We start from the raw sequence: 23,491 nt of genomic DNA, 5'->3' as shown, positions 1-23,491 counted from the left end.
CACGGAGGCGTGTCAGAGAACCCCTTCCTCCACTCCCTCCTGCGCACCACCCGCCGGTGACGTCTGGGCGCGGGCGAGGTCCGCGAAGGCGCTGACGGTCGGCCGGGCGAAGAAGCAGGCGAGGGTGAGCCGCACGCCCAGTTCGCCGGCGGCCCGTTCGACGAGCCGAACCGCCTTGACGCTGTCGCCTCCGAGAGTGAAGAAGTTGTCCTCGGATGTGCTGACCGGGACTCCCAGGACGCTCTCCCACAGCCGCGCGACCGCGCGCTCGGCCGGATCGAGAGGCCGGGGTGCCGCGCCCTCCACGGTCTGCCGGTCGGCGGCCGCCGCCGCGGCCTCGGCGACGCCCCGCCGGTCGACCTTGCCGTTCGCGGTCAGCGGGATCGCCGGCAGTGTCACGATCCGCCGCGGCACCATGGCCAGGGGCAGCCGTTCCTCCAACCAGCGTCGCAGTGCCGCCGGAAGCGCCGTCCCGTCGTGACCGTCGGCCGGTGCCTCGGTGTGCGCCTCGGCGGCGGGCGCGGCGGCGGCGGGCACGACGGCGGCCACCAGCTCGCGCGCGGCCCCGGTGCCCGACACGGCGACCGCGGCGCGGGCCGCGTCCGGGTGCGCGGCCAGCACCGCCTCGATCTCCCCCAGCTCGATGCGGTGTCCCCGGATCTTCACCTGGTCGTCGGTGCGGCCGAGGAACTCCAGCACTCCCCCGGGCCGGTACCGGCCGAGGTCGCCCGTGCGGTACCAGCGGCGGCCGCCGGCCGTGACGAAGCGGGCCGAGGTCAGCTCGGCAGCGCCCCGGTAGCCGCGAGCCAGCCCGGCGCCGCCGATCCACAGTTCGCCGGGCACCCAGTCCGGCCGGTCGCCGCCGTCTCGAGGATCCACGACCCGATAGCACTGGTTGCGCAGCGGCCGACCGTACGGGATCGACGGCCAGCCTGGGAGCAGCCCTTCGACATCGTGGGCATTGGACCAGATGGCCGCCTCCGTGGCGCCGCCCAGGGCGACGAGCCGGCCGGAGGGGACCAGCGCGGACAGCCGCACCGGCAGGTCGAGCCCGATCCAGTCGCCGGACAGCAGCGCCAGCCGCAGGGTGCGGGGCACCCGGCCGGGCTGGTGCTCGGCCACGGTGAGCAGCATGTCGAGCAGCGCCGGGACGGTGTTCCACACCGTCACCCCGTGCCGATGGCACAGGTCCGCCCACCGCTCGGCGTCGCGGCGCTCCTCCTCACCGACGGTGACCAGCGCGCCGCCCGCCGAGAGCAGGCCGAAGACGTCGTACACCGACAGGTCGAAGTCGAGGGCCGACACGGCCAGGACGCGGTCGTCGGCGCCGACCGCGTAGCGGTCGTTGACGTCCTCGATCGTGTTGGCGGCCGCAGCGTGGGTGATCTCCACGCCCTTGGGGTCGCCGGTCGATCCGGACGTGAAGACGATGTACGCCAACTGGTCCGGGGCGGCCGCGACCGGGGCCGCGACCGGCCGGTGCCCGTCGGCCTCGGGGAGCGGCAGGCGCACCGCCGGCCAGTCGTCGTCGGCGGCGGTGTCCCCGGTCAGCGCCAGCCGTACGCCCGCCCCGGCGAGGATGCGGTCGCGGCGGACCCTCGGCTGGTCGACGCCGACGGGGACGTAGGCGGCCCCGGCGGCGAGCACGCCGAGCACGGCGGCGATCTGGTCCGGGCCCTTGGGCAGGCAGACGGCGACCGGCTCGCCCGGAGCCACGCCGTGCGCGGCGAGCAGGGCGGCGACCCGGCGGGCCCGCAGGGACAGCTCGCCGTAGGTCACAGGCCCGACGGTGCCGTCGGTGAGGACCGCCGGGGCGTCCGGCCGGGTGGCGGCGTGCCGGAAGAAGGGAGCGTGCAGGGAGGTCTCCCGCTGGACCCCGGCGGTGTCGTCGGCACCGTCCCGCGCGGCCTGTTGCGCCGGCGGCGGGCGGAGCGGCCGAGGAGTGCTCCAGTCGGAGTCGAGCAGGCCGCGCAGGTGTGCGGTGTACGTGGCGAACGCAGCGTCCAGAACGCCCTCGGGGAACAGGTCCTCCACCGCGTCCCAGTGCAGGTCGATCACGGTGCCGCCGGACGTGCGACGTTCGACGGCCTGGTGGTCCAGCCACACCTGGGGGGTCTGCGTGACGCCGTACACCTGGTCGGTGAAGAGTCCGGCCGGGTCGTCACCGGCGTCCAGGCCCAGAGCGCTCGTGAAGACGACCGGCATGGTCGCGTCGGCCTGCCCGGTGCGGCGGGCGAGCCGGCGCAGCACCTGGACGGCGGAGAGGGAGCGGTGGTCCAGGGCCTGCCACAGCTCGCGCTGGGTACGGCGGACGCCGTTGAGCCAGGGCTCGTGGGGCCGGTGCTCGTGGCCGACCAGCACCAGCGAAGTGAAGTCGCCCAGGACGCGGGTGATGTGCGGGTGCGCCTCCCGGCGGTCGAACAGGGTCAGGTTGACCGTGAGGTCCCGCTCGGCGCTCCACAGGGACAGGGCCTCGCAGTACGCCGTCAGCAGGACGGCGGACGGGGTGACGCCGTGGGCGCGGGCGCGCTCCTCCAGGGCGCGGCGGGCAGCCGCGTCGAGGGTGGCGGTGCGCCGTGCGAACCGGGGGCGGGTGAGGTCGGCGGGGTCGAGGGCCAGCGGTAGCCGGGGGGCGGCGGGCAGCGTGTCGAGCCGCTTCTCCCAGTACCGTTCCGCCTCTTCGAGTTCCTCCGCCTCCGGCTGGGCGGCGAGCACGTGGTCACGGAAGGAGACGTCCACGGGGGGCAGTTCGGCGTCGGGGTCGGCGTACAGCGCGGACAGCTCCGTGTAGAAGGTGAGGATGCTCAGCGCGTCCAGGACCAGGTTGTCCATGCCGACGGCGAGCCGCACCCGCCGGCCGTCGCGTACGGCGGCGACGCTGAACAGCGGCCACCGGTCCGGGGCGAAGACATGGTGCGACCAGGTGTCGCGCAGGATGCCGCAGGCCGCGTCCGCGTCCAGGTCCGGTCCGGCGTCAGTGACCGCGACGGTGAAGCGGGGTACGTCGGCCAGGATGCGCTGGGTGCCGTCGTCCGCGAAGACGGCCCGCAGCATCTCGTGCCGGGCGACGAGGCGGTTGACGGCTTCCTCCAGCCGGGCGACGTCGAGGCCGGGGACCTCGTACTCGCGGTAGAAGTGGCATCCGACGCCGCCCAGGGTGAACTCCCGGCCGCGACCGAGCCAGTAGGCGAGCTGGACGTCGGTGGGCGGGAAGGGGTCGTGGCGGTGTCCGGGGTCGGGGGCCGGCGGCAGCACCGGAGGGCGGGGCGGACCGAAGTGGAGGGTCTCGGCGAACTCGGCGAGAACCGGGTGGGCGAACAGGGCGCTCAACGCGGCCCCCCGCGCCCCGTCCGCGCGCAGCCTGGTGAGGAGGCGGGTGGCCGTCAGGGAGTCGCCGCCCAGGGCGAAGAAGTCGTCGGTGCAGCCGGGGCCGGGCTCGGGTGTGCCGAGCACGTCCTGCCAGGCGGCGGCGACCAGGCGTTCGGTCTCGGTACGGGGCGGCACGTGGCGGGCGCGCCCCTCCGGCCCGGCGCCGGCGGCTGCCAGTTCCACCACGTGGGCGGCGACGGCGGCGCGGTCGGTCTTTCCGTTGCGGGTCAGCGGGAGTTCGGAGAGGACCACCGTCGCGTCCGGAACCATGGCGGGCGGCAGGAGGGCGCCGAGGTGCTCCTTGAGGCGCGCCGGTGAGGACGGCTGCCGCCCGGGGGCAGGCACGGCGGCCGCTGCCAGCCGGCGGTTCGGCAGCAGCACCGCGACGGCCTTCGCCACGTCGGGGTGGGCCGCCAGCGCGGCTTCCACCTCGCCCAGTTCGATGCGGTGTCCGCGCACCTTGACCTGGTGGTCGGTGCGGCCCAGGAATTCCAGGCTGCCGTCGGGGCGGTAGCGGGCGCGGTCCCCGGTGCGGTACCAGCGCTCGCCGTCGTGCAGGACGAAGCTGTCGGCGCTGCGGTCGGGGTCGCCGCGGTAGCCCCGGGCCACTCCCCCGCCGCCGATCCACAGTTCGCCGGGCACCCAGTCGGGGCGGTCCCGGCCGAGCGCGTCCACGACCCGGCAGCGCACTCCGGTGAGCGGCCGGCCATAGGGGACGATGCTCCAGTCACCTGGGACCGGATGCGTGACCTGCTGCCAGGTGGAGTGGATGGCGGTCTCGGTGGTGCCGCCGAGGCCGGCGAGGAGGCAGCCGGGTGCCTGGCGGGCGAGCCGCTCCGCGAGGTCGGTGGTGACCCGGTCGCCGCCGAGGAGGACGGCCCGCAAGGGCAGCGGCCCGGTCCCGGCGGCGGTGAGCATCATGTCGAGCAGGGCGGGTACGCAGTTCAGCACGGTCGCCCGGTGCGCGTGGGCCAGCCGCAGCCACGCTTCGGCGTCGCGGCGTTCCCGCTCCCGTACGCAGATCACCGCTCCCCCGGTGCCGAGCGGCGCGAACAGGTCGAAGACGGAGAGGTCGAACTCCAGCGCGGACAGTGCCAGGGCGCGGTCGGCGGGACCGAGTCCGAGACGTTCCCGGAGGTCGGCCACCGTGCACATGGCCGCCGCGTGGGCCACCTCGACGCCCTTGGGCTCACCCGTCGAGCCGGAGGTGTAGAGGACGTAGGCGAGGTCGTCGGGCGAACCGGGCACCGGGGCGGGAAGGGGATCGGCGGCGAGAGCCTCGTCCAGGTCGTCCAGGAGCAGCGGCGTACCCGCGGACTTCAGGATGCGCAGGCGGCGTGCGGGCGGCTGCTCGGCGGCGACGGGAAGGTAGGCAGCGCCGGCCGCGAGAACCCCGAGGACCGCGACCGCCTGCCCGGGCGACCTGGGCAGGCTCACCGCGACCAGGTCGCCGGGGCGTACTCCCCGGGCGTGCAGGTGACCCGCGACGGTCAGGGCGCGGGCCGCGAGGTCGCCGTAGGTGTACTGCCCGGTGTCGGTGCCGCTGCCCCAGACCAGCGCCGGGGCGTCGGGTTCGGCGGCGGCTCGGCGGAAGAACTCGTCGTGGAGGCGCAGCCCGGATCCGGGCGGCCGGCCGGTGTCGTTCACGGACCGCCGGGTGCGCCGCTGCCCTGCGGGCAGCAGGTCGCCCACGGAGGACGTCCACGCGCTCTCGTCCTCGGTGAGCCGGTCCAGCAAGGCGCCGTAGGCGTGGAACATGGCGTCCAGCACGCCGGGCGCGAACGCGGCCTCACGGGCGTCCCAGTTGACCAGCAGTCCTCCGTCGAACTCGGTGATCTGGGCGTCGAGCCAGACCTGCGGGCCCTGGGAGATGATCCACACCGGGTCGCCGAAAGCGCGGGTGACCGAGGCGGGAAAGAGGGGGCCGAGGCCGAGGGCGCTGGTGTGCACCACGGGGGCGAGGGTGCGCGCGCCGCGGCTGCGGGTCAGGTCGCGCAGCACCTCCACGCCGGAGTGCCCGGCGTGCGCGGCGTCCGCGTGGAACCGCTCCTGGAGCCGTCCCGCACGCTCGGCGAAGGTACCGGGCACGGTTCCGTCCCAGGCCACCAGGACGGAGGAGGTGAAGTCGCCGACCAGCCGGTCGACATCGGGGTGCCGGGGCTCGCGGTCGAACAGGGGCAGGTTGAGCAGGAAGGAGGGCTCGGTGCTCCAGGCGGTGAGCACCTCCGCGAAAACGGCGGTCAGCGCGAGCGCGGGGGTCAGGCCATGGGAGCGGGCGCGCCCCTCGAACGCGGCGGCCCGCTCGGGGCGGAGCAGTCGGTGCCGGCGCACGACGGTCGTGGCGTCGGCGTCGTGCTCGGCGGCGGGCAGCTCCGGTGCCCCGGGCAGCGTGTCGAGACGGTCCCGCCACCAGGCCCGGTCCGCCTCCCGCGCCGCACGACCCGGCCCCGCGCGATGGGCCTCGCGGTCGGACAGGTAGCGGCGGAAGGAGTAGGCCGGCGCGGCGGTGCGCACCTCGCCCCCGGAGGAGTAGGCGTCGGCGAGGTCTGCCAGCAGGACGCGCAGGCTGAGCGCGTCGGCGGCGATCATGTCGAGGTTGACATGGGTGCGGGTACGGCCGTCCGGCAGGAGGGTGAGCCGGACGTCGAAGACCTCCCCGGCTCCGATGTCCAGGGTGCGGTGGGACAGCGCGCCACGGATTCGTTCCAGTTCCGCCCCGGCCTCCTCCAGGCTCGTGCGGCGCAGGTCGGTGACGCGCAGGCCGGGCCAGGGGGACGTGTCCAGGACTTCCTGGGTGCCGTCCTCGAGGCAGCGGACCCGGAGCATGTCATGGCGGGCGAGGACGGACCGTACGGCGGCCTGGAGGCGGTCAGGGTCCACGCCGCAGCCGTCGAACTCGTGGTAGAAGTGCGCGGCCACGCCACCAAGCCGCTGTCCCGGGGACCGGCCCGCCCAGTAGGCGTGCTGCATGAGTGCCAGCGGGAACGGGCCCGTGGCCTTCTCACTCGGAGTCGGTACGGGCACGGGCTCCAGGGCGGCGGAGTCGCCCGGCGCGGCCCGGGCCGAGAGCAGGGCGTGCCAGGCGGCGGGTGTCGGGTCGGCGGCGAGAGCTCCGAAGGTGAGGTCGGCGCCGGCGCGGCGCCAGCGCGCGGCCAGTTTCATCAGGGTGATGGAGTCCAGGCCCAGCGCGATGAGGTTGTCGTCGTCGCGGACGGCATCGGCCGGCAGGTCGAGCACCGCGGCGAGCCGGGTACGCAGGGCCTCCAGGCTGGTCGTCTCGGCGACGGCCGGGTCGGTCGGGTCCGTCGGACTGGTCGGGTCGGTCGAATCGGTCAGCACAGGGGCTTCCTTCTGTGTCGCCGGGCGCACGGGCCGGCACGGCGGTACGGGGTCGGTCGCGGGTGTCCGGCGCGTCACAGGCCCCCGGCGACGGGGTTGAGCGTGCGGGCGAGCGCGGCGCGGTCGACCTTGCCCGCGCCGGTGCGGGGGAAGCGCTCGGCCGTGCGGACCCGGTCGGGGTGTTTGAACGCGGCGACCCCCCGGGCCACGAGGTGCTGGACGAGGTCGCGCCGCGTGGGGGTCCCGCCACGGGGGACGACGAAGGCGCAGGTGCGTTCTCCCATGTCCGGGTCCGCGTAGCCGACCACGGCCACGTCGTGCACGTGGGGGTGGGCGAGGAGGTGGTTCTCGACCTCCTCCACCGGGACTTTGTCGCCGCCCCGGTTGATGACGTCCTTCAGCCGCCCCTCGACGACGAGGCTGCCTCCCGGCAGGCGGCGTACCAGGTCGCCGGAGCGGTAGAAACCGTCCGGGGTGAAGGCGGTGGCGTTGTGCTTCTCGGCGCGGAAGTAGCCGCGCAGGGTGTAGGGGCCGCGCGTCCACAGCTCGCCCGTCTCACCGTCGGGGACCTCGGCGCCATCGGGGCCGACCACGAAGACCTCGTCCGCATCGGACAGGGGACGGCCCTGGGTGGTGAACACGGTCTCCTCCGGGTCGTCGAGGCGGGTGAAGTTCAGCAGGCCCTCGGCCATGCCGTACACCTGTTGCAGGGCGCAGCCGAGGACGGGGGGCACGCGTCTGGCGGCCTCCTCCTTGAGCCTGGCGCCGCCCGCCTGGAGCAGGGTGAGGCTGCTGAGGTCCGGTGCGAGGAATTCGGCGGCGTCGAGCCACGCCAGCACGAGCGGGGGCACGAGGGCGACGGTGGTGACGCGTTCGCGGGCGATCAGGCCGAAGGCGGTCTCCGGGTCCGGCGAGGGCGCCAGCACGGTGGTGCCGCCGCTGTACAGGGTGCCCAGGAGGCCGGGGCAGGCCAGGGCGAAGTTGTGTGCGGCGGGCAGCACCAGGAGGGTGACGCCACTCGCGTCGAGACCGGCGACGCGGCTGCTGGCGCGCAGGTTGTAGGCGTAGTCGTCGTGGGTGCGCGGGATCAGCTTCGGCAGGCCGGTGGTGCCGCCGGACAGCAGCAGGAGGGCGACCTCCTGGGGGCGGGCGTCGTCGGGGGTGCCCGGATCCGGATCGGTGTGCGCGAGGTCGTCGAAGGACTCGAAGGCGCCGGAGTCCGCGGGGCCGGCGAGCCAGACGCGGCGTACGGTGTGGGCGGCCGCGGACACCACCCGCGCGAGCCGGACCGACTCCGGCCCGCCGCTGTGCAGGACGCAGGCGGCCGCGCCGGAGAGGCGGGCGAGGTGGACCAGTTCGCTCTCCCGGTGTGCGGGCAGGGCGAGGACCGGGACGACGGCGGCGCGGAAGCAGCCGAACAGCGTCAGGACGAACGGCAGTCCGTTGGGCAGGTGGACCAGCAGGCGGTTGCCGGCCCTGAGGCCGTGGGCGCGCAGGCCGGCTGCCACTCGGTCGGCGGCCTCGTCCAGTTCAGCGTAGGTGAGGCGCCGTCCGCCCGCGACCAGCGCGGTGTGTCCGGGCGTGCGGCGGGCGGCGTCCCTGAGCACGGAGCCGAGAGTGGCACCGGTCCAGCGGCCCTCGGTGCGGTAGCGGGCGGCCTCCGGTTCGGGCCAGGGGGTGAATCCGTCGAGCAGGGGCATGAGAGGTCCTCGGGGTCGGTGGTAGGCGGGCGGGCCGGCCGGCCGGGGTCGGGTCAGCGGGGGCGGCCCGGGGTCAGGGCGGCGGGCGGAGGGCGGCGAAGACCCGGTGGCCCAGCGGGTGAAGGGGGTGGTCGTCAGGGGGCAGGTCGGCGACGGTGCGGAGGCCGGCGCCGTCGAACACGTCCCGCCAGCGGGCATGGGTCAGGAAGCTCGCCCCCGTCGCCGCCCGGTCATCGCGCGGGGCCGCGAGCAGGAAGCCCTGCGAGGCCAGCACCCAGTACTCCTCCCGGGTGGGTTCGGTGAGCACCAGCAGCCCGCCCGGCACGAGCATCCGGGCCAGTCCGCGTACGGAGAGGTCGGTGTCGACGGCCGCGTTCAGGACGCCGCCGGCCACGACCACGTCGAAGGATCCGGCCGGGTGACCCTGGGCCGCCGGATCACGGTCGACGTCCAGCAGGCCGTAGCGCAGCCGGTCGCCGAAGCGGGCGCGGGCGTGGTCGAGGAAGAAGGGGGACACGTCGGTGAACAGGTACTCCACAGGCGGCCCCGGCAGCCGTTCCAGTTCCGGCAGGACCACCTCGGTGGTCGTCGCGGTGCCGCCGCCCACCTCCAGAACGCGGCGGACGCCCTGGGCTCCGCGCAGGTGGGCGACGGCCAGTGCGGCGGCGGCGTGGTGCTGGTAGCGGGCGGTGGCGCTCTCGCGGTACAGCGAGCGTGCGGTGTCCGTCTCCCCTCGCGGGAAGAGCAGTTCGGCCGCGGACCGCTCGGCCCGCATCAGTGCCAGGAGTTCCCCGGCTGCACAGCGGGCGTAGGCGACGGTCGCGGCGGAGCTGTGGGCGGCGCGCCAGCGCTGCCCGGCCGGCCGCCACACCGTGTCGAGGTCGCCGTACGCCTCCGGGCCGGCGATGCAGCGCAGCGCGCCCGAGGCGTCCGGGGCGAGCAGCCCCTCCTCGGCCAGCACGGTCAGCCAGCGGCGCAGCAGCCGCCGGTGGCCGGGCACCGGGCGCACCGCGGCCGTGATCTGCTCCGGGGTGTGGCGATCACCGGGGCGGACGAAGCAGCCCGCGCGGTGGAGCGTGTGCAGCATGCTGTGCAGGGCGGCCCGTGCCACCTCGCGGGCCGCGCCGACCGAGGCGTGCGCGTCCAGCCCGCCCAGGGCCGTGTCGGCCGCCGCGGAGGCCGCGTCCGCGAGGTTCTCCTCGGCAAGGTCCTCCCCCGCCAGGTGGCGCGCGCCGGACGGTGGTTCCGCCGCCTCCAGGCGCGGGCCCAGGGCCGCCCAGGCCATGGCGTCCTCCGGGCCCGCTCCGGGCTCCGCGCAGACCACACGGGTCAGGGCGGACAGATCGGTCAAGGCCGCGGCGGGTGTCCCGGGCAGGGAGCGCACCTGTGGCAGCGAGAGGACCGCCTCGGTGGCCTCCGACCGCTCCAGGGCGGCCAGCAGCCGGGCCGGACCGGTGTCCGGCGGGACCGACGTGACCCGGCCGCGGCGGGCCCAGGTCTCGAGCGCCGCCGCCGCGCCCGCCGGGTCGCCGCTCACGACGAGGGTGTGCGGTGGCGGCCCGGGGTCGGACGCGGGTTCTCGCCCCATGGCGCCTCGGTCCCCCAGGGCTGCGGCGACGGCCGAGAAGAACCGGACGGCCTCCTGCGGCAGCCGGGCCCCGGGGGCGGGCGGCACGGAGGCGAGGAGGGCCGCCTCGTCGAAGTCCGTGCCGTCGACGGTGCAGAGCGGCTCACCGCCCCGGGCGCCCAGGCCGCCCAGGACCTTGCGCAGCGGGAGCGGGTCCACATCGGAAGTCCCGGGGGCGGTCGCGTGCCACAGGTACTGGCCGGCCGGGGCCGGGCCGCAGGTGTCGTCCGGGTACCGGGCGCGGATGTCGAAGCCGGCCGCGATCAGGTCCTCCCTCCACTCCCCCGCCGCGGGGAAGACGGTGTCGGTACCGGACCGGCGGTCGGTGAACCGGGTGCGCGGGTCGGCTGCCTGGGCCGAGGAGGCGGGCGGGGAGAGCAGGAACTGCATCGAGGTCAGCACGGTGTCGCAGTCGCCCGCCGAGTCCACGGCCAGCAGGGTTCCGCCGGGTGCCAGCAGGCGGCGGACGCGGCGCAGCGTGGCCGGCACGTCCGTCGCGTTGTGCAGCACGTTCGCCGCCACCACGATGTCGGCGCCGGCCGCCGGGAGGCCCTGCGCGGTGAAGTCGGCATTCACGTCGAGCAACGCCGTGGCGACCTCGAACCGTTCGGCGGCGGCAGCGGTGCACAGGGGGCTGACGTCCGTGAACACGTAGTCGGCACCGTGGCCCCGCAGGGCCTTGAGCACCACTTCGGTGGTGGCTCCCGATCCGCCGCCCAGCTCCACCACCCGCACTCCGCCGGGACGGTTTCGGGCGGCCTGCTCGGCGACCAGCTCCGCGCACCGCGCGTGCAGCCGGCCGGTGAAGACGTTGCGTTGGTAGGCGCCGAGCGAGGTCACCGTGTCGGTGTCCGGGGGCAGCAGACCGGCCAGGGTCACGCGGTCGCCGAGCAGGTCGGGCAGGCGCTCCAGGGCGGCTCGGTGCAGCAGGGCCATCTCCGTGGGGAAGCCGAGCCGCGCGTACCGGGCGGGCAGCTCGTGCACGGCGGCGGGGGCGGCCCGGTCCGCCGCGTGGAAGACGCCGTCCTCGTCACGGCGGACGGCACCGGAGGCGGTGAGTGCGGCGAGCCAGCGGCCCAGGAGGGAGCGGTGGCGCGGGGCCACGGCGAGGGCGGCTGCGAGCCGGTCCGCCGTGGCGGGCAGGGCGGGGCGGAGTACGGCGGTCATCGCGGCACGGCTTATGGCGTCCAGATGGTGCAGGTCGCGGCGCAGCCGGAGTTCGGCGGCGTCGCTTGCGAGCGCGTCGTTCACAGCGCCCCCACTTCGGCCGCCGCATCCGGCGCGAACGGGTCGGCTCCGTCCGGCAGCAACTCGACTCGGGCGCAGGAGCCCGGACGGCCGGCCCCGGCCGCGGGAGTGAGTGCCGAGACGGCCGCCTCCGGGTCGAGGACGTCGGCCGCGAAGTGCCGCCCGGGCGGTATCCCGCCGCGCAGCACACTCGTCGCCGCATGGGCGGCGACGGCGCCGCTCAGCGGGGCGTTGCCGGTGCCGCGCAGGACGGCGGTGCGGCTGAGGGGCGCTCCGTCCGCGCCCCGCCCCGTCAGGACCACGGCCGTGGTGACGGCGGGAGAACGCCCCGCGAGGTCGAGTCGCGCCGCCCGGCACAGACGTCGCACCGCCTCGTCCGGCGACAGGACGTGCACCCGGTCGAAGGCGGCGAGCACGTGCTCGCCCTGAACGAGGGTCAGCCAGTCGCCGTCGCGGACCCCCAGCGCCCGGGCGCTGCGCACATCCTCGGCGGAGAGCTGCGGCATCTCGGTGCTGGTGCCCGGGAAGAACGGCAGGTCGGTGACGGTGCGGCGGGTCAGGGCACGGGGGCGCGGTGCTCCGTCCCGCCAGGCCGACAGAGATCCGGGACCCGGGGCTGAGGCGCCGTGCAGGTACTCCAGGGCGGAGGTGGTGGTGAAGAGGTCCACCACCTGCGTGCGGACCGTGACGGTATCGGGCCGGATCATCCCGGCGGCCCGTGCCCATCGGGCCGCCGCTCTCGGGAAGAGGCCGGTCAGACCGGGGCGCAGGCCGGCGGAGAGTACGGCGGTGCGGCCCGCGCTCCGGTACCGGCCGTCGTCCAGGGCAGCGTACAGCAGATCGTCCCCGGCGGCGTCCACGTAGTCGGTCCCCGCCCGGAAGGCGGCGTCGGCGGCGACGGAGCCGGTGAGGTGGGAGGGGCCCGCGCAGTTGACCAGGACGCTCAGCCCCTCGGCGAACGCCGCCACGCTGTCCTCGTCGCGGACATCCACCACCCGGTGCTCCACCGCCGCGTCCCCCGGCAGGTGCCGTGCCGAGAACTCCGCCGCGGCGGTCTGCGACCGCCCGCCGACGCGGACGGGGTGACCGGCCCGGCGAAGGGCCAGGACGGTGTGGGCGCCCACGTCACCGTACCCGCCGGCCACGCCGATCACCGGATCACCTCCGCCGTGCCGTCCGGTACCAGCCGCCAGCCTCGGCTGCGGCGGCGCCGCTCCCAGAAACGTGCGTACAGGCCATCGGCGGCGAGCAGTTCCTCGTGGGTGCCGATCTCGCCGACGCGGCCCTCGTCCAGGACGAGGATCTGGTCGGCGGCCATGACGGTGGACAGCTGGTGGGCGATCACCAGCAGGGTGGAGTCCCGCATCAGGGTGCGCAAGGCCCGCTGGACGTGCCTCTGGGTCTCCGGGTCCAGGGCGGCGGTGGCCTCGTCGAGCAGGACGACGGGGGCGCGCTTGAGCACGGCACGGGCGATGGAGACGCGTTGCCGTTCGCCGCCGGACAAGGCGACCCCGCCCTCGCCGACGCGGGCGGCCAGGCCGTCCGGCAGCCGCTCGACGATCTCGTCGACCCCGGCGATCCGGGCCGCTTCGCGCACCTCCTCGTCGGTGGCGTCGGGCCGGCCGACGCGGATGTTCCCCTCCATGGTGTCGTCGAAGAGGTACACGTCCTGCTGGACAAGGGAGAGCTGGGCCATGAGCTGTTCGACGGACATCTCGCGCACGTCGGCGCCGCCGACGCGTACCGTCCCGGTGTCCGTGTCGAAGAAGCGGACGAGGAGCCGGACCAGCGTGGTCTTGCCCGCACCGGACGCGCCCACCACCGCTGTCATGGTGCGGGCGGGGACGCGCAGGGAGACGTCCCGCAGGACCGGGCTCCCGTCGCCGTAACCGAAGGTGACGTTCTCGAAGGCGAGTTCGCCGGGACGGTCGAGGGCGGCGCGGGTGCCGGTGTCGGGCAGGGGCGGCTCGTTCAGCAGCGCGGCCACCCTGCCGAGGTCGTTGCCCGCCATGCGCAGCATGCCGCTCATGCCCGCGGCCTCGGAGAGTGGGCCCACGAAGCGGGCGGCGAGCGCCAGCAGCGCGACCAGGGCGGCGGGCTCGGCGGCGTCGTGCAGGGCCAGGGTCACGCAGGTCGCCACCAGGGCGGCGAAGGACAGCTGAACGGCGAGCCCGTTGGCGAGCAGCCGGGGCATGGTCTCGGCGAGCATCCGCCCGCCCGCGCGGCTGCGTTCCTCCACCGCGGCCTCCAGCGGGCCGTAGCCCTCGTGGTCGCGGCCGAAGGCCCGCAGGGTCTTCTGCGCCCGGGCGAACTCCACCACCCGGTTGCCGGCGAGAGCGTCGGCGGCGTCCCGCTGCCGTTCGCTGCGGCCGATCCAGGAGGCCGACCAGCGGTGGGTGGCGTACAGCGGCGGCACGCAGCACAACAGGACCAGGCCGAGCCGCCAGTCCAGGACGAGCATGGCGACGACGACGGTGGCGGGGGTGACGACACCGCTGACGACCGGAGTCAGCAGGTGGGCGAAGACGTTGGTGACCGTGAAGGTGCCGGTGGTGGCCGAACGTGCGACCCGGCCGACCTTCTCGGAGGTGAACCAGCCCAGGGGCAGCCGGACCAGGTGGTCGCCGAGCCGGTCATGCAGCGTGGTCAGGGTGACCACGGCCAGTTTGAAGCCTCGCATGGCCTGCTGGTAGCGAGCGACACCGACGACTACCACGAGGGCCGCGAGCACCGCCAGGTGCCGCAGCGCCCCCGAGGTGTCGCCGTCGAAGAGCGCGCGCAGTACGGGCACGAGGAAGGCCATGGCGACGCCTTCGAGGACCGCGTAGGCGACCAGCCAGGCGAGGTAGCGGTGGAGTGCGCCCCGGTGGTCGGGCCCCAGGACGGTGGCCAGGTGGCGGATCATCGGTCGGCCTCCTCGGTCGGCTCCGAACCGGGCGCGCGGTCGGGGTGGTGTGCCGCCCACATGTGGGCGTAGCGGCCCTGGGCGGCGAGCAGTTCGGTGTGCGTGCCCTGCTCGACGACACGGCCCGCGTCCAGCACGGCGATTTGGTCAGCGCCGGTGATGGTGGACAGGCGGTGGGCGACCACCAGTACGGTGCGGCCCCGCACCAGGGTGGACAGGGCGTCCTGGATCTCCGCCTCGGACTCCGGGTCGGCGTAGGCGGTGGCCTCGTCGAGGACGAGGACGGGCGTGTCGGCGAGCAGGGCGCGGGCGATGGTGAGGCGCTGTGCCTCGCCACCGGAGAACTGGGCGCCTTCACCGACGACTGTGTCGTAGCCGCGCGGCAGCCGCGTGACGCGCTCGTGGATGCGCGCGGCCCTCGCGGCGGCGACGAGTTCGTCGTCGGTGGCGTCCGGGCGGCCCAGGCGCAGGTTGTCGGCGACGGAGCCGTGCAGCAGCTGCACGTCCTGGAGGACGAACCCGACGTGCCGGTAGAGGTCTCCGGGCGCTATGTCGCGCACGTCGGTCCCGCCGATGCGGACCGTGCCGCCGTCGACGTCGTGGAACCTGGGGACGAGGGAGGCGAGGGTGGACTTGCCCGAACCGGAGCCGCCGACCAGTGCGGTGACGGTGCCGGCCCGGCAGACCAGGTCGATGCCGTGCAGCACGGGCCGGCCGGGGTCGTACCCGAAGACGACACCGTCCAGGACGACGTCGTGGCCCTGGGGGCGCCGCGGCCGGTCGGTGACGGGCAGTTCGGGCACCTCCAGCAGCGCGCTGATCCGCCCGGCGGCGGCCACGGCCTTGCGCTGCGCGGTCAGGCCCTGGTTGAGGGTGAGCAGGGTGCTGGGCAGGACGGCGGCGACGAGCACCTCGGCGACGACGTCGGCCGGAGTGACCCAGCCCTCGTGCGTGAACCAGATACCCCCGGCGAGTCCGACGACGGAGACCACCGGCACGGACAGGGCCATGGAGGTGTACGCCTCCAGCTTCAGCACGGGCCGGACCCAGCCCGCGTACTGGCTGCCGTAGGCGTGCACGGCGTCCCGGTACGCGGCGTGGGCACGGCGGGTGCCGCCGAACACCTTGACGACGCCGATGCCGTGCACGAACTCGACCACGGCAGCGCTGACCCGCCCGAACGCGGTGTCCAGCGCGACCATCTTCGCCGCGAAGCCGCGCATCATGAACGCGTACGCCGTGAAGTAGACCGGCACGGTGGCGACGGCCAGCAGGGCCAGCCGCCAGTCGGCCCACAGCAGGTAGCCGAGTCCGGCGAGCGGCAGCGCGATCGCACCGGAGAGTTCGACGTCGTGGTGGGCGACCAGGTGGTGCAGGTCGTCGATGTCGTCCTGGGCCGCCTTGCGGACCCTCCCGGAGGTGGTGGCCGAGTACCAGCCCAGCGGCACCCGGCCGAGTCTGGCGACCATGCGGCGGCGCAGGTCGGCCTGGAGCCGGCCGTCCGCGAGGTGGGTGATCCACAGGGCGGCGCCGGTGCAGCTCCAGCCGGCGACCAGGGTCACGGCGACGACGACGGCCGCGGTGACCAGCCGGTCGCGGTCCAGGGGGCCGTCCGCGAGCAGGGCGCGGCCGATCTCGGCGATGCCGACGAAGGGCACCAGCGTGGTGACGGCGCCGAGCGCGCCGAACACGATGCCGAGCCGGGTCATCCAGGCGACGGGGCGGCGCAGTTCGCGCAGGGCCTCGGCGGCGCGACGCCCCTCGGCACGGTCGGCGGTGGCCGGCCGGACCTCGGGCCGCGCGGGCACGGTCGCGGATTCGGTGGTGGATTCGGTGGCGGTCGCGGTCATCGGGCGCCGCCTCCCTCGGTGCGCCGGCCCGGCCGCAGCGGTGCCGCCAGGTGCTCGGCGACCGTGTGGACGTACGGCGGCTCGATGACGCTGAAGTGGTTGCCGGGTACGTCGCGGACGGTGAACCGGCCGAGGCAGGTCTCGGCCCAGAAGGGCTCGGCGAGGTGGCCGACGCCGCCGGTGACCCCGAACGACTGCTGCTCCGCCGCGCGAAGGAACGTCATGTCGCCTGCGTAGGGCTCCAGTTGCAGGTGGGCGGCCTTCATGCTGTGCCGACAGGTGCGGAACAGGGCCGGGACCAGTTCGGCGTCGACCGGCACCTGGGCGTTGCGCTCGGCGGCGCGGGCGTAGGCGGCGAGCCGCGCGGTCTGGGGGCGTTCAGCGGCACGGAGCGCGGCAGCGGCCACCGCGGCCAGACCCGCGTCACCCTCCAGGGAGGCGAGCGCGCCCGCGGGGACGCGTCCGCCGCCGCGCTCGGTGAGCAGTTCCACCGCGCGGTAGACGTCTTCGTCCGCGACGTCCGGTCCGAAGACGGCCGGCACCGGGTCCAGGCCGAGGTTGGGCACGAAGATGGACTCGTAGGCGAGTTCCTCGTCGGTGTCCAGGAACATCGGGATGCTGTCGACCAGCGTCAGGTCCTCCACCCGCAGGCCGCGTTCGGTCAGGCGCCGTGCGACCTCGGTGGCCAGCAGCCCCCCGAGGCAGTAGCCGATCAGCTGGAAGCGAGTGTGCCCCTCGTCGGCCAGGCGCTGGGCGTAGCGGTCGGCGACGGTGGCCACCAGGTGCTCGGGCGCGGTCGCCGTGTAGCGCTCGGCGTCCGCGACGGCGACGCCGATGACGGGACCGAGGTCCTGGGCGGCCAGGGCGCGGCCGAGGTGCTGGAAGTAGTCCAGGGTGCCGAGCGCCGCGTGGAACATGACCCGCACGGTGCCGAGCGGGTGCCGGGCTCCGCCGAACGGGACGAGCAGGGCGTTTCCGCCGGTGTCGCGGGCCGCGGCGGCCTCACCGGCCGCGGGGCCCGCGGAGGGCTCCGCCATCGCGTGCAGTGCGCGGGCGAGGGCCCGGACGGTGGGCTCGTTGAGCATCTGCCGCAGCAGCGCGTCGTAGCTGAAGGCCGCCGCCTCCGGCACCTCCTCCCGCAGCCGGCCCGCCACCCGGGCGAGGATCAGCGAGTCGGCGCCGTGGTCGTAGAAGTTGTCCTCGGGGGCGAGGGAGCTGATGCCCAGCGCCGTGGCCCACAGCGCGCACAGCCGCTCCTCGGGACCGGCGTCCGCGTCCACCGCGGCCGGCTCGGCTCCGGACAGTTCACCGGGCCGCCGGGCGGCCAGGGCACGGCGGTCGACCTTGCCGTTGGCGGTCACCGGCAGCGCGTCCACGATCTGGAGGTGTCCCGGCACCATCGGCGCCGGCAGACGCTCGCCGGCGAAGGCGGCGACCTCCTCCGACCGCAGCGGCGTCCGGTCCGCCTTGGCACGCAGGACGAACAGCCGGTGTCCGGCGCTCTCGAAGGCGTGCCCGGTGCCGGGCAGGGTGAAGACGTGTTCGGCATCGGCGCCCTCGAACAATGCGCGCCAGCCGTCCTCGTCCAGCAGCGGGCAGGCCCCCGACTCGCGGTCGCCGCCGACGGGCTCCATCATGAACCCCTGGGTGAGCAGGATGTGCGGGTGTGCGCCGACCGGTTCGGTCACCACCAGCAGCCCTCCAGGAGCGAGGAGTTCCAGGGCGGTGCGCACCGCTCGGGCGTTGTCCCGGGCGCTGTTGAGCACGCCCGCGCACACCACGAGGTCCGCTGAGTTGGGCGGCAGACCCTGCGGGAGCAGGTCGCGGTCGAGGTCCACCAGCCCGTAGCGCAGCCCCCGCCCCTGGAAGAGGGTGCGTGCCCGGGGCAGGAAGGACGGGCTGACGTCGGTGAAGAGGTAGTCCACGGCGAAGCCGTCGAGCAGCGGCAGGACGGACTCGGTGGTCGCGCCGGTGCCGGCGCCCAGTTCCACGACGCGCAGCGGCCCGGGGCCGTCGTGCTCGGCCGCGCGGCGGTGGACCACGGCGGCGACCGCGGCGTTGAGGTGGCGGGAGAGGGCATCGTCCCGGTAGACGGCGCGGGCGGGGGCGTCGTCGCCCTCGGGGAAGAGCAGGTCGAAGGGGTTGAGGCGGTCCTCCAGCAGTTCGTCCAGGTGCACGGTGTGCGCGCGGTGGTAGGCGAGGTGGTCGTCCGTGCACAGGCCGTCCGCGACGCCTCGGGCCACCTCGTCCCAGGCACGGGCGGCGGCCTCCGGGCCGGTCTCCCGCCCGGCGCGGTAGCGGCCGTCGTCGTCCCGGGTCAACAGCTCCGCATCGGCCAGCGCGGCCAGCCAGCGCCGCACCAGCCAGCGGTGGCGGGGCGCCACCCGGGCGGCGTCCAGCACCTCGTCCGCGCTCTCGGCGCCGCCGCTCAGCGCGCCGCGCCGAGACAGGGCATGCAGCATGGCCAGCAGTGCCGCGCGGTGCAGAGCCTCGTGGTGAGCGGCGATCCGTACGGGGTCGGCGTCCGGGGCGAGCCGGTCGGCGTAGCGCTGCGCGGCGGTGCGCAGCCGGGTGTCTCGGGAGGTCTCCTTGGGAGCGGTGCGCGGGGCCGGTTCGACGAATCCGAGCAGCGTCCGGTCGCCGTCCTGGTCGCTCACCACGGCCGCGGCGGCGCCGACCGCCGGGTGGGCCAGCAGGACCGCCTCCACCTCGCCGAGCTCGACGCGGTGTCCGCGGACCTTGACCTGGTTGTCCTCGCGGCCGAGGAACTCGATCTCGCCGCCCGGGAGGTATCGCCCGATGTCCCCGGTCCGGTAGAGCCGCTGCCCGTCGCGGGGGTGGTCCGGGAAGCGGCGGGCGGTCAGGTCGGGATCGCCGAGGTAGCCGAGGGCGAGGCCCTCTCCGGTGATGCACAGCTCGCCGGGGGCCCAGACCGGGCAGTCGTGGCCGTCCTCGTCCAGCACCCGGAAGCCCTGGTTACGCAGGGGGACTCCGTAGGGGATGCTGGTGAGCCCGTCGTCCGCCGCGGTGATCGGATGGTGGATGGACCAGATGGCCGCCTCCGTGGCGCCGCCCAGCGACATCAGCGACAGGCCGGGGAGCAGGGTCCGCAGCCGGGCGGGCAGCGTCACGGGTATCCAGTCCCCGGAGAGCAGCGCGAGCCGCAGCGTGGACAGTGCGGCGGGCTCGGTCGTCAGGTAGTCGGCGAGCATGTGGAGCTGGGCCGGGACGGAGTTCCACAGGGTGACACCGTGCTCGGAAACCAGCCGCGCCCAGTGGGAGGGGTCGGCGCCGCGCGCCGGGTCGGGCAGGACCAGGGCGGCGCCCGCGCCGAGCGCGCCGAAGAGGTCGTACACCGACAGGTCGAAGCCGAGCTGGGCGAGTTGGAGCACGCGGTCTCCGCCGGTGACGCCGAACCTCCCGTTGACGTCGTCGACGGTGTTGAGCGCGGCGCGGTGTGAGGTGACCACGCCCTTGGGGTCGCCGGTGGAGCCGGAGGTGTAGATGACGTAGGCGGGCTGGTCCGGGTCACCCCGCGGCGGCACGGGCAGGGTCTCGGACAGTGGGAGAAGGTCGACGTCGGTACGCTCCACGCCCTCGGGGCGGGCCTCGCCGTCGTCCACCCAGGACTGGGTCAGCACGTGCCGGGCGCCCGAGGCGGTGAGCAGCCGGGCGCGCCGCAGCCGGGGCTGCGTGGTGTCGACGGGGACGTAGACGCAGCCGGCGAGCAGGGCCCCGAGCACGGCGGCGGCCTGCTCGGGACCCTTGTCCATGACGACGACGACCCGGTCGCCGCCCGCCCGACCCGCCGCCCGCAGGGTGTCGGCCACGGCCGCGGCACGCCGGGCCAGCTCACCGTAGGAGACCGTGCCGAAGGCGCCCAGCAGGGCGGGCGCGTCGGGGGTGCGGCCGGCGCGGGCGAAGAAGCCCTCGTGCAGCAGCCCCGTGGGCAGGGGTCCCGAGGTGTCGTTGGCGGCGCGGCGCTCCTTCGCCTGCCAGGCGGGCAGTCCCACGGGGTCGGCGCGGTCCCAGGCGGCCGGGTCGTCGGCGAGCGAGGTGAGCAGGTCACCGAAGGCGGTGAGCATGTCCTCGGCCATCCCGTCGGGCAGTACACCCCGCCGGATGTCCCAGTTGACCTCCAGGTCCCCCGAGCCGTCACCGACCTGGCAGTCCAGGAAGACCTGCGGGGTCTGGGTGATGCCGGCCCCGAGCGTGCGGCCGCTGCGTTCCGAGGAGCCGGGGCCCAGGCCCAGGGAGCCGGTGAAGACGTACGGCATCAGGGCCGCCTCCCGGCCGCGTGCCCGGGTGAGGTCGCGGATAACCTCCACCCCCGAGTACAGGCGGTGGTCGAGGTCGGTGAAGAGGCGCTCGCCGAGCCGCTTCGCCCGCTCGGCCGGCGCCGCCCCGGGCTGCGCCTCGACGGCGAGCAGGGTGACGGAGGTGAAGTCTCCGACCAGGCGGTCGACGTCCGGGTGCAGGGGCAGGCGGTTGAGCAGCGTGAGGTTGACGGTGAAGGACTTCCGGCGGCTCCACCGCTCCAGGACGCACACGTAGGCGGCGAGGACGGCGGCGGTGGGGGTCAGTCCGCGAGCCGCCGCCTCTCCGCGCAGGCGCTCCCAGGCGGGGGCAGGCAGGTGGTGGGTCAGCCGGGTGAAGCGGGGCGCGTCGCCGGCCGGCGCAGTGACCAAAGGCAGGTCGGGAGCGGGCGGGAGCGACGTCAGGCGGGAACGCCAGTAGTCGCGGTCCTGGCGGTAGCGGGCGGTGTCCCGCAGCCCGCGTTCGGCGAGGACGTAATCGCGGAAGGAGATCGCGGGCCGGGGCATCCCGGAGGTGTCCGCGGGGTCCGGCGAGGCGAGCTGCGTGTCCAGCTCCGCGAGGAGGATGGCGGCGCTGGCCCAGTCGGCCACCAGGGAGTCGAGGGAGAAGTGCAGCACGTCGCCGTCCGGAAGCCGGGTCACCCGGAGTTCGAACAGGGGCCAGCGGGCGGTGTCGTAGGTGCGGTGGCCCAGGTCGTCGCGTACTTCCTCCAGGTGCGCCTCCCGGCGCTCGGGGGCCTCGCGGAGGTCGGTGACGGCGACCGGGCAGCGCGGGACCTCGGGCAGGACCTGCTGGTAGCCGTCCTCGTGGACGATCGCGCGCAGCATGTCGTGCCGGGCGATCAGCGCGTTCCAGGCGTCCTCCAGGGCCGTGGGGTCCAGGGCCGGGTAGTGGACCTCCAGGTAGCCGTGGCAGGCGACTCCGCCGTGGCCGAACGGGTCCCGGCGGCCGAGCAGGTAGGCGGTCTGCACGTCGGTGAGCGGGAACGGCTCGTGGGCGGCGTCCGGGTCGGCGCTGACGGTGCGGGCGGTGTCCTCCGCCTCGAGCAGTGCGACGACCTGCGCCTTGTGCGCCCCCAGGGCGGCACGGCGCTCCTCGGTGAGAACGCCCTGCGGCGCCCGGAACCGTATCCGGCCGTCCTCGCTCCACAACTCGACGCCGAGGGAGGAGAGTTCGTCGAGGAGGGCGGCCGCGGTGGTGGGTACGGTCATGGCGTGGAGGACCCCTTGCGGTGTGTGGTGGGCGGTGCGGGCTCGGCGTCGGCCGGAAGCAGCACGGCCCCGTGCAGCAGGGCCGGGTCGAGCGGTTCGGTCAGTCCGGCGAGGTGGACGGCACGTACGGCGGTCTCCGGCGCCTCTTCCAGCCGGAGGTCCGGTGAGTCGCCGGCCAGGCGCCGGACTGCGGGCAGGTCGGCCGGACGGACGCCGAGCACGAGGGTGGTGACCGCCCGGGCGCCGTTGGGGTGGTCTACCTCCGCAGGGTGCTGGGGCGGGTCGTAGGGCGTGACGAGGAACGGGAGGCGTCCGGCCCTGGGGTAGGCGAAGGCGAACCGCGTCTCGGCGCCGTCGGGGCGCCTGCGCTTCCAGCGCACGGTGCGACCGCACGGTATTCCGTCGGCCGCCAGTTCCCCGGTGAGGGTGGCCAGTTCCACGTCGTCGACGAGCAGGGCGAGATCGCACAAGCCCTCGGCCCGGCGGGCCCAGCGGACCATGCGACCGCCTGCGCCCCGGCCGAAGCGCAGGTCGACGGGCAGGCGCAGCCAGCGGGCGCCGGGCGGAGTGGCCAGCAGTTCGATCACCGGTCCCTCGGGGAACCAGACGTGCGCGTGCAGCGCCTTGTGCTCGGGGGCGGTCGCGTAGGCGACCTGGAAACCGGCGGTACGGAAGTCGGCGACCGCGCGGGGCAGGTCGTGCACGCGGAGGAGCACGTGACTGCACCGCCGGCCGGCGGCCGGACGGGGGGAGGCATCGTTCATGGAGCCTGCTCTCCAGCGGGTACGGGTGCGGACAGGGGTGTAGGGGCGGGCAGGGAGGCAGCGGCTACGGCGGCCCGCAGGTCGGTCCAGGGCACGACGGGAGGCTCAGGCGGCCGGATCAGCGCCGGCATGCCGAGTTGCGCGGTCAGGTCGGCCCAGCAGCGGGAGACCGACAGCGCCCACTGCCCGGCGCCGGGCCTCAGCGCGGGGTCCGCCGCCGCGTCCCGCAGGCGGTGCAGGGCGCTCAGAACGGCCTGCGGCCACAGGTGGGCGAAGACGTGGTGGTAGCTCTCGGCGGCCGGGTGCAGCCGCACCGTCGAGGGTGTGGCGAGGCGTTCGGTGCCCGGTCCGGCGAGGACGAGGCGGCCGGTGGCGTCCCGGGGGGCGTGCAGGCGCGGGTTCCACAGCACCGGTCCGTGGGTGTCGGAGAGGGTGAGAACGCCCGCGTCGGTGCCGAGGGCGATGCGGTGCAGCAGGTGGGAGTGGTTGTCGGGGTCGTCCGGGTGGACCTCGTTCTGCACCCGCAGGGTGACCGGGGCGCCGCCGACGACGGCGTGCAGCGTACGGAAGGGCTGCGCCTGGTGGGCGAGGGCGTCGGGTTCGGGGCCGGGTGCGCCCTGGGCGCGGAAGGCCCAGGGCCGCAGCGTCCCGGCGGCCCGGCCGAGGATGTCGAGCAGGGGGTAGGCGACCTGGCTGTTGCAGGCGGCGTCGAGGAACCGGACCGGTCCCCGGGCACGCAGTACCTCCGCGGCGGCCAGGAAGGCGCGGACCGGCGCCAGGTCGGGGTAGAGGGTGCCGACAGCATAGGCGGCGTCGCCCTCGCGGGCCGCTCGCAGGTTGTCGGCGAGTTCACCGGCGTGGACGGGGTGTTCCTGAAGCACGTGCATGCCGCGGCTCAGTGCCGCGCGGGCGATGTCGGAGCCGGGGCCGCCGGTGGCGCCCGAACGGACGACGACGCAGACGACATCGGTGTCCCCGGGCAGTTGCGCGACATCGGTGTACAGCGGCACCCCGGACTGCTCCGCCAGTTGCTGTGAGAAGTCACCGCCCTTGGCGAGGACGCCGGTGAGGGTGAACCCCTCCGGGTCGCTGCGGACGGCGTCGAGGTAGACGCGGCCGAAGGCGGTCCCGGCGACCACGACGCGCAGCGGACTCCCGTCC

At 75.2% G+C, this 23,491-nt stretch carries 9 protein-coding genes; all 9 read right to left on the bottom strand.

Features of this window, described 5'->3' with window-relative positions; genetic code table 11:
• Positions 1–12: 12 nt before the first annotated feature.
• The 9 genes from H299_RS0111800 to H299_RS33660 all read right to left on the bottom strand — a co-directional run bounded on the left by H299_RS0111800 (position 13) and on the right by H299_RS33660 (position 23,469).
• A complete protein-coding gene (locus tag H299_RS0111800) occupies positions 13–6,708 on the bottom strand; it encodes a non-ribosomal peptide synthetase (RefSeq protein WP_027748566.1) in 6,696 nt (2,231 codons plus the stop codon).
• Positions 6,709–6,782: 74 nt separating this feature from the next.
• Entirely contained in the window at positions 6,783–8,408 is a 1,626-nt protein-coding gene (locus H299_RS0111795; RefSeq protein ID WP_037758734.1) for an AMP-binding protein, read from the bottom strand.
• A gap of 73 nt (positions 8,409–8,481) precedes the next feature.
• A complete protein-coding gene (locus H299_RS37555; RefSeq protein ID WP_051262368.1) occupies positions 8,482–11,286 on the bottom strand; it encodes a class I SAM-dependent methyltransferase in 2,805 nt (934 codons plus the stop codon).
• A complete protein-coding gene (locus tag H299_RS33670) occupies positions 11,283–12,437 on the bottom strand; it encodes a saccharopine dehydrogenase NADP-binding domain-containing protein (RefSeq protein ID WP_051262367.1) in 1,155 nt (384 codons plus the stop codon). The genes H299_RS37555 and H299_RS33670 overlap by 4 nt, the downstream gene beginning before the upstream one ends.
• Positions 12,434–14,188: an ABC transporter ATP-binding protein gene (locus H299_RS0111775; protein WP_027748564.1), complete on the bottom strand. Its 1,755-nt coding sequence runs from the start codon at positions 14,186–14,188 to the stop codon at positions 12,434–12,436. The genes H299_RS33670 and H299_RS0111775 overlap by 4 nt, the downstream gene beginning before the upstream one ends.
• A complete protein-coding gene (locus H299_RS33665; RefSeq protein WP_078512660.1) occupies positions 14,185–16,038 on the bottom strand; it encodes an ABC transporter ATP-binding protein in 1,854 nt (617 codons plus the stop codon). Before H299_RS33665 ends, H299_RS0111775 begins: the two co-directional genes overlap by 4 nt.
• Positions 16,035–21,566: a non-ribosomal peptide synthetase gene (locus H299_RS0111765; RefSeq protein WP_027748563.1), complete on the bottom strand. Its 5,532-nt coding sequence runs from the start codon at positions 21,564–21,566 to the stop codon at positions 16,035–16,037. The genes H299_RS33665 and H299_RS0111765 overlap by 4 nt, the downstream gene beginning before the upstream one ends.
• Complete coding sequence (locus H299_RS0111760; RefSeq protein WP_486587244.1) at positions 21,563–22,282, bottom strand: VOC family protein; 720 nt, start codon at positions 22,280–22,282, stop codon at positions 21,563–21,565. The genes H299_RS0111765 and H299_RS0111760 overlap by 4 nt, the downstream gene beginning before the upstream one ends.
• 44 nt (positions 22,283–22,326) lie before the next feature.
• Positions 22,327–23,469 carry a Gfo/Idh/MocA family oxidoreductase gene (locus tag H299_RS33660; RefSeq protein ID WP_486587243.1) on the bottom strand — a complete coding sequence of 381 codons (1,143 nt, stop codon included), beginning with the start codon at positions 23,467–23,469 and terminating at the stop codon, positions 22,327–22,329.
• Positions 23,470–23,491: the final 22 nt, after the last annotated feature.

This window comes from Streptomyces sp. CNH287, assembly GCF_000424825.1.
This window is presented reverse-complemented; position numbering and strand designations above follow the sequence as displayed.